The sequence below is a fragment of the Neptunicoccus sediminis genome, assembly GCF_001719615.1.
GTDB classification, from domain to species: Bacteria; Pseudomonadota; Alphaproteobacteria; order Rhodobacterales; family Rhodobacteraceae; genus Amylibacter; species Amylibacter sediminis.
On sequence record NZ_MDVX01000048.1, the window covers coordinates 1 to 7,724 of the forward strand.

Sequence of the window (7,724 nt, forward strand, 5' to 3'; positions counted from 1 at the left end):
GTGCGCGACCTGTCAGAAGTACCCGCGGCCGACCTGCCGACGGAAATCGGCCCGCTGGCTGCAACCTTGAACAGCCTTTTGGCTCGGTTGCGCGACGCGTTCGAGGCTGAGCGAAGTTTTGCAGCCAATGCGGCTCATGAACTAAGGACACCATTGGCGGGCGCTATCGCCCAGGCGCAGCGACTGCGGTCAGAGACCAAAGATCCGACCATCGACGCGCGCGCCGCCGAGATCGAGGCGACGCTCAAGCGTCTCGCTCGGCTGTCCGAACGTCTCCTGCAGCTTGCGCGGGCGGAAGGCGGTAGACTTCGGATGGACCAGAGCGCTGATGTCAGAACCATCACTCGGGTCGTGGTGGAAGATATTGCGCGCAGCACAGAGAACGGGCGCCTTATGTTGAACTTGCCGGACACGCCTGTCTTGTCTGATATCGACCCCGACGCATTGGGAATTCTGTGCCGGAATCTGGTGGAAAACGCCCTACGCCACGGGGCGCAGAATGCCCCAGTCGAGGTTACACTCACGAGCGACGGGCAGTTGATCGTGGCGAACGAGGGCCCCGCGGTAGCAACCCAAACACTCGAACGCCTGACAGGGCGCTTCGAGAGGGCAGATGCAAAAACTGATGGTAGCGGGCTTGGCCTCGCTATCGTCTCAGCCATCGCAGAACGGATCGAAACCTCTCTCTTGCTCCAGTCACCACGTCCCGGTGAAACTTCTGGATTTCAGGCATCCGTCAGATTGCCAACGGATGCTCCAAATGCCCATGTGAAAGATCGGGAGCATTGGCCTTGAAGTCTCACGTCGCAGCGCCCCGAGGGGTGCGGTGTCGATGATGGTTGTTGTAGACATGATTCTTCATTCTGAATGCGAGTAATCGCACTCATCCCATTGATATTATTACACTATAGGGTGATTGGGGGCGGAATCTCCGCCCCCCGCTGGATCACGTTATTCCGAGGCCAGCATCGACGCGCCTTCAGCAGGCAGGTCATCCGTCAGAAATGCAGGAAGGTCAGCTTCACTGACGCTGTCAGCCGCTTCGGCATCCGCCCCCTGCCCTTCGGCATGGTCCTCATCGTCCAGCGCCACGAGATCGTTCCGGCGCATGACGCTCGTCGACCAGCTTTGCCACCACGCTGTCCTTCAGATCGCTCGCCTGCGCCGGCATGTAGATGTGACGCACTGAGGCTTCGAGACAGCTTCCCGAAGCAGAGGAAGTGCGGAAGGTGTCCGTCACAATCTTCAGCAGCAGCAGAATCAACGCCACGTCGGGCGAGCGCCCGATCGCTTCACGCAGCGCCAGCGTCCGGTGTGCCGTCAACTCGATTACGAGCCGCTCGGGCAGTGGCTTCAGCGCTCCGTCATCCTCATCCTCCGGGAAGTCAGCTCCGATAGGCTGGCCACCCGACATAATGATGGTTCCGCCAGGAGCGGCACTGCCATGGCCATCGGTGAGATCACGATCAGCACCCTGCCCCGCCACCGCAGGATCAGTATCATCCTGGACCGCTGCCTCCTCAACAGGCTCATCCTCTGACCGCACATAGCCGCGATAGACGGCCAGCGCGCCGTAGCGGTCGAGCGTGACGAACGCCCCTGCCCGCCCGATCTCCTCCGCGTCGAAGATCAACGGCCGGGTCTCGATCCTTTCCATCTCCGCTTCCAATACGCCAAGCCGCGTGTCGACCTTGTCGGGGATCTCATCCTGACCCGCGTATTCCTCTTCCAGCGCCCGATACTCGGCGAGCAGCTTGGCATGGGCCGCACCTTCCTCATCCGTCATCGGTGCCGGATCGCCGGATAGGGACCGCAGCCTGTAGCTGTAGCCGTAGGGCAGGTCGAGTGCGACCTCGATCCACTTCCAGCCCTCAACGGCAATCGTCTCAGCCTCGGCCTGGAGTTTTTCCGTCACCAGCCGATCGAGCAAGGCAGGGTCCTCGAGCCAGCCACCGTCATCGCCCTGAAAAAGGTCATGCAACATCGTGCCGCCCGCCGCTTCGTAGGCCTCAGCACCCACAAAGACCGCGCGCCGGTCAGACGCCCGGACCGAGGTCTCTGTCAGCATGCGCCGGATCTGGAATGGCTCCTTGTTCCAGGATGAATGGATCACATCCCAGACCTGAACCTGACGCGCGTGATCGGGGTTCACGGTGAAGGCCATGAGCTGCTCCAGCGTCATGCCATCCTCGGCATAGACCTCAAGCAGGGCAGGGGCGACGGAAGCGAGTTTCAGGCGCTACTTCACGATCTGTGGCGTCACGAAGAAGGCGGCAGCAATCTCTGCATCGCTCTGGCCCTTATCCCGCAGCGCCACAAACGCGCGGAACTGGTCGAGCGGGTGCAGGGCGACGCGATGCATGTTTTCTGCAAGGGAATCATCCTCGGCCAGGATGTCGGACGCAGCATCGCGCACGATGCAGGGAATGGGCGTGGTCTTTGCCAAACACTTATGCTTCACCAGCAGGGACAATGCTTGGAACCGACGGCCACCGGCCGGGATCTCGACTTGCCGGTCTCGGTGCCATCGTCAGCCAACACGGGCCGCACGCTCAGGCTCTGCAAGAGGCCGCGGCGGGCGCTGTCTTCGGCCAGTTCCTTGACGGACACGCCAGCCTTGATGCGCCGCACGTTGGACTGACTCAACACCAGTTTGTCAAAAGGGATATCCCGGGACGGGGACAGGGTGATTTTCTGGACAGCTTTCGTCATCAGATCTTCTCCACGACGGGCGCCGGAAGCCACTCTCCCGATCTCATTTCCCGTCACCCTCAAACCAACACTCCTTTGCCTCTCGATGATCGTATGGTTGCCAAGAGGCGACTTAACAGCTGTTAAGTCATGCCAACTGAGCACCGCGGCGTTGAAACTTAACAGCTGTTAAGCCGCACTTCGCCGACCGATCAAAGCCATGACCATCGGACCGCAAGAGAATTCGCCCGCCGCGGCCTTGGACGTCAGCGCCCGCAAGTATCCACCCGGTGATCTGATGTCAGAGAAACGTTCCAGCATGGCCACGACGACGATCGAGGCTTGCTCTGGTCCCATGCAGCGTTGCGCTTCTTCCCACGCAGAAACACTGATCCCCATGGCCGGCCTTACATGACAAGCCGCGTCGAAAAGTTGGTGCCAGTGTCGAATGTCGCCCTGATAGAAAGTCTTGAGCGAGGGACAGCCGGCGATTACCAGGTGGAGAGGGATTTTCGGCACCCGCCTCGTGTCAGGCTCTTCAAGGTCAGCCACGGGCTCACCCGTATCATCATCAGGCGCGCGTCCCGCCGCCCCGCCTTTTTCTAAGGCAGGTTCAAGATCTATAGATTCTTTATTTGAATTATGATGGTGACGCTCACATTGGGCATCATTGGTGTTCATTTCTTCTGTTTCAGGACCGTCAATCACATTACGCGCCTGGTCAAGAAGGGTCTCCAGTTCAGTCCGAAATGCCGACAGATCCTCAAGCGAGAGTTTGCGGCGAAGAGCGCGGGCGGTGAGGGCTGCCTTGTCGCGGAGCTGGTCCCACAGGCCAAGCCCGGGCTGGATCTCCTCGCCGAACTCCGCCAGAGCGGCCAAGTCGCGACGCATAAGGCTCACTACCTCCCTCAGTCGCCGCACACGGTCCTCGGCCTCACGCACAGCCTCTGCAGCCCGTGCAATATCCTCGGCCCGGCAATAGAGCGGGGAGAGATCAAAGCCGAAGGCCACCCGATCTTCGCCACGCTTGCGCACATACCGCTTCCCATTGGGGCTATCGCGCCGCATGAGCAAGCGTGCCTCTACCAACCGGGCGAGGTGACGGCGCATCGTCGAGCAAGGCATGCCGTTCAGCCGCTCGCAGATCGCCTTGTTGGATGGGAAGACGACCATTTCGGTGTTCCCGCCAAGCGCATCGTCCGGAAAGAAGCTGAGAAGCCCCTGAAGAACGGTCAGATCGCGCTCGGAAACCCCAAAGGCCGCCTGTGCCTTGGACAGCTCGCGGAGGAGCTCCCACTTGTTGACGGGCCTGCCGGGAACAGACGCCTCAGGACGCTCGACCACGCGCAGATGGGCGTGCGATATCGGCCGCATAAACGGCGAAATCGGTGTGTAATCCATGATGTCATTCACGAAGGCAAAATTTCCCTGGCCCGCGAATCGCTTTGCGCTTGCGGGAAAGGGGCCAGATCGCTACATTCAGAGGTGCGAAAACTGAAGTTTTGTAGCGGGCTGGTCCCGTGCGAAACCTAAGAAAGGTCTCGTGAAGCTTGCTTCTCGGGGCCTTTTTCTTTTCTGCCTGTCTCGTGCCTCCTTTTTGATTGTTGCTCTTCCTCAGTCTTCCGAACGCTTCCAGCGCTCGTGAAGCTCGGCGATCAGCTGCGGGGCGTTGCCCTCAAGCCAGCTGACAAAATCGCTCTCCTCGGCCTTCAACTCGAGCTTGAGTTGCTTTCCACGACGTCCGGTCGTGACAGTGGCGGCACCGACCCCCGGAATCACCGTGCCGGGCCGCCCGCGAGGGCGAGACGAGGATGTGGTCTGTTCGGGCTTCCCTGCAGCAGAGAGGACGGCCAAAAATGCATGATCGGATTTCTCGTCAATACCGCCTTGGTAGGATGTTTTGGCCTCACCCGCCAAAGCTGCAAGCAGTTCGCGATCGGCATCCGTAGCCCCCAGCAACTTCTTGAGCTCTTCCCACCTGGGCCGACCAATGCCCGGAGCGGCACCGATGGCGAGGACCAGGTCCTCCCCAACGGTGCGGACCACGCTTAACAGCTGCGACACTCCTGCCTCGGTCAGATTGAGAACCTCGGCGACACCCTTGTTAGTGCGTTCGGATGCGCTCAGATGGTCACCGTCGAGCAAGGCTGCGGCAACAAGCGCTCGTTCGATGAAGCTTAGATCCCGCCGCTCTTGGTTCTCTAACAGCTGATCACGAAGTGCCTGATCGCCCTCCATCTCTGTGACAATGGCGCGGACCTTGATCCCAAGTTCTCTGCAAGCTTCCAGTCGACGACGGCCATAGATCAGGCTGTAGCGATCACCATCAAGCGGCCGGACGAGGATTGGTACTCGCTGTCCGTTCTTGGAAATTGACGCCTTGAGGCCCGCAGTCTCAATCTGCAGCCTGTCATCGAGCCGACCTGTGATTTCGATTTGGTCAGGCTCGATTTCGAAAACGCCGCCGCGCAGCCTGCGCCCTTCAAGAGCGTCGGGCGCGTTGCGCAGGGTCTGCAGTGGCAGTCCCAGTTTAGGCTTTCTTGCCATTGCGTCCCCACGTGTTCTGGATGATCGCCGCGATCTCGTCGTTGACGGCGTTCATGGATTCGATTGCACGATCGAAAGTCTGACGCGTGAAGTCCTTCTTGTCGGCCTCGTAGAGCGTCTGCTTCGTCAGCCCTGCATCAGAGATCGCAGTAGACTCAACCATGTGGTTGGTCAGGACTGACCTGCCGAACAGACCCCGGATGAAAGCAATGACCTCGGTCTGCGGGGCATCACCCACCTTGTAGCGGGTCGGCAGAAAGCGCAGCCAGTCGAAGCGAAGGTTTGCGCCAGCATCCCGGATGACGCCAAGCAGATCAGCGGTCATTCGCAGAAACTGCGACATGGACATCAGATCGAGCATTTGGGGGTGAACGGTAACAAGCACCCCTGAAGATGCTGAAAGGGCGGACATGGTTAAAAAACCAAGCTGCGGCGGACAGTCGATGACGACGACGTCATAGTCCGCTTCGACACTGTCGAGCGCGTCGCGCACACGGGCAAAGAATGCGCGGGCGCCGCCACGCTGAATGGCTGCCGGTGTCTCATGTTCGAATTCCATGAGCTCGAGGTTCCCGGGAATCAGGTCAAGACCACGGATGTAGGTCTTGCGGATCACGTCCGAGATCGGGACCGGTTCATCGTAGCGAACCGCATCATACAGCGTGCCACCCTCCATCAGGTCCAGCTCAGGCTGGATGCCATGCAGCGCGGAAAGGGATGCCTGGGGGTCCAGATCGATCGCAAGGACACGATATCCCTTGAGAGCCAAGCGCTGTGCAAGGTGAGCGGATGTTGTCGTTTTCCCGGACCCGCCTTTGAAGTTCACAACAGAAACAATCTGAAGCTCGTCACCGGCACGACGCCCCGGAACGTAGGTTCCAGGCTTCTTCGCGTTTGCCTCAAGAGCGTGGCGAATCTCCCAGATATCATCGAGGGTATATCGCCGGTGGCTGCCCGCAGTGGTTTCGACGTCAGCGATCTTTCCTTCTCGATGAAGCTTGCGAAGGTAGGTATGATCGACGCCAAGCAACTCGGCCGCCTCGCCGCTGGTCAGGCTGCGCATGACTTTTTTGGCGTCGGGAGGGAAGTGGGCAGCACGTTGCGCATGAAGATTGGACGCAAGAAGCTCTGCGTAGTGCCCGATGGCAATGTCCAGGTCCTGCTCAGCTTCGCTCATCTCTGCCTCGATTCGTGGGCGCGTTTTTTATGTGATCGCGCGTTATTTATCGAGACTATTGCCCGAGCTATCAGATTCGTGCAAGCTCTTTCTAGATTTGGTGTCAGTCGCTGCGTCATGCACAAGAGTAGCTAGGGTTTGCGGCAGGCTTGTCTTAGGAACCTTTCGGATATACATTACAAGACGTATATCCGCATGGGAGGTCACGATGCAGGTCGCAAAATGGGGTAACTCGCTGGCCGTCCGTTTGCCCGCGGAGCTCGTCCGAGAGCTTGGTCTCAAGGAGGGTGATCAGATCGACCTGGTCAAGGACGACGGTCGGGTCAGAGTCCGTCGCCTTGCTCGTGCGGATGAGGTACTTACCGGCCTGCGCCGCTTCCGGGGCAAGTTGTCCGCAGCAGAACGTCTGAGCCGCGACGACGCACATGAGCGCTGAGTTCGCGGACACGAATGTCGTTCTTTACCTGCTCGACGATGGCCCAAAGGCCGATCGCGCCGAGGTCATCCTGGGGCAGGGGCCCCGGATCAGCGTTCAGGTTCTAAACGAGTCACTGGTGAACTGCCGCCGCAAAGCTGGCCTCGGTTGGGAGGAAGCAGCGGCCTTTCTCGAAGGCGTGCGCGCCTTGTGTCCCGTCGAAGATCTCTCCGTGCAGACCCATGACGTCGGCCGCGCTTTGGCGGAACGCTACGGCTTCTCGATCTACGACGCGATGATCGTGGCCAGCGCTTTGGTTGCGGGGTGTACCACGCTGTGGAGCGAGGACATGCAAGATGGCCTGCTGGTGGAAGGCCAGCTTCGCATCGTCAACCCCTTTGCATGAGCGGACGGCTTCTGTGCCTGAAACTGACCACAACCTTGTAATCCTTCCCTGTAGTGGAGGATTTGCAAGGTTGTTAGGCTACTCAAGCAGCCCCAGCCTCTCCGCCCGCTCCAACAGCATCTTGACTGACGACGGCTGCCATCTCGTTCGGCCACGTGGTGTGCGTTCGCGCATAGATTCCAGCCGTTCACAGATCGCCTGGAGCGTAATGCCGGGATCCGCGCCCTTGATGGCGGCGACGATGGCGGGCAGGCGGTCGTCGGTTTCGCGGCGGCCGGCGCGGGCCAAAACTGTCTCGGGCAGGAAGCCGTCGCGGACATAGGCCTTCACGGCGCGCAAGAGACGGCTTTGGGTCCAGCGACGCGCCTCGGGCAAGGGGCCGTTGATGATGCGCACCACGTCTTCCCAGGCCAAGTCGGGGCGCAACCGGCGCACATGGGGCACCCAATCTTGTGCCGTTTCGTTCAGACGCTCCATGTAGCCGTCCT

7 protein-coding genes and 2 pseudogenes are annotated in these 7,724 nt (G+C 60.0%); 3 read left to right on the top strand and 6 right to left on the bottom strand.

What is annotated here, in order from left to right:
• A partial coding sequence (locus BFV97_RS17835) for a sensor histidine kinase (protein ID WP_245667824.1) occupies positions 1–795 on the top strand: 795 nt, incomplete at its 5' end.
• A 156-nt stretch (positions 796–951) separates the two neighbouring features.
• Here the strand turns inward: BFV97_RS17835 and BFV97_RS19265 are convergent.
• From BFV97_RS19265 to repA, 5 genes and pseudogenes are all read right to left on the bottom strand, one after another.
• A complete protein-coding gene (locus BFV97_RS19265; protein ID WP_009503871.1) occupies positions 952–1,092 on the bottom strand; it encodes a hypothetical protein in 141 nt (46 codons plus the stop codon).
• Positions 1,093–1,105: 13 nt separating this feature from the next.
• Positions 1,106–2,712 (bottom strand): annotated as a pseudogene (locus tag BFV97_RS19220) (ParB/RepB/Spo0J family partition protein); the annotation flags it as partial.
• A 168-nt stretch (positions 2,713–2,880) separates the two neighbouring features.
• Positions 2,881–4,092 carry a plasmid replication protein RepC gene (gene repC, locus BFV97_RS17845; RefSeq protein ID WP_009503869.1) on the bottom strand — a complete coding sequence of 404 codons (1,212 nt, stop codon included), beginning with the start codon at positions 4,090–4,092 and terminating at the stop codon, positions 2,881–2,883.
• 213 nt (positions 4,093–4,305) lie between these two features.
• Positions 4,306–5,238: a plasmid partitioning protein RepB gene (gene repB, locus BFV97_RS17850; RefSeq protein ID WP_009503868.1), complete on the bottom strand. Its 933-nt coding sequence runs from the start codon at positions 5,236–5,238 to the stop codon at positions 4,306–4,308.
• Entirely contained in the window at positions 5,222–6,415 is a 1,194-nt protein-coding gene (repA, locus tag BFV97_RS17855) for a plasmid partitioning protein RepA (RefSeq protein WP_009503867.1), read from the bottom strand. The genes repB and repA overlap by 17 nt, the downstream gene beginning before the upstream one ends.
• Before the next feature lie 208 nt (positions 6,416–6,623).
• Here repA and BFV97_RS17860 point away from each other — a divergent pair, with 208 nt between their 5' ends.
• Both BFV97_RS17860 and BFV97_RS17865 read left to right on the top strand, forming a co-directional pair.
• The gene (locus BFV97_RS17860; protein WP_009503866.1) at positions 6,624–6,851 is read left to right on the top strand and encodes an AbrB/MazE/SpoVT family DNA-binding domain-containing protein; all 228 of its coding nucleotides are present in this window, start codon (positions 6,624–6,626) and stop codon (positions 6,849–6,851) included.
• Positions 6,841–7,236, top strand: a complete 396-nt coding sequence (locus tag BFV97_RS17865) for a PIN domain-containing protein (protein ID WP_009503865.1) — start codon at positions 6,841–6,843, stop codon at positions 7,234–7,236. Before BFV97_RS17860 ends, BFV97_RS17865 begins: the two co-directional genes overlap by 11 nt.
• A gap of 78 nt (positions 7,237–7,314) precedes the next feature.
• Here BFV97_RS17865 and BFV97_RS17870 read toward each other — a convergent pair.
• A pseudogene (locus BFV97_RS17870) lies at positions 7,315–7,724 on the bottom strand (recombinase family protein); the annotation flags it as partial.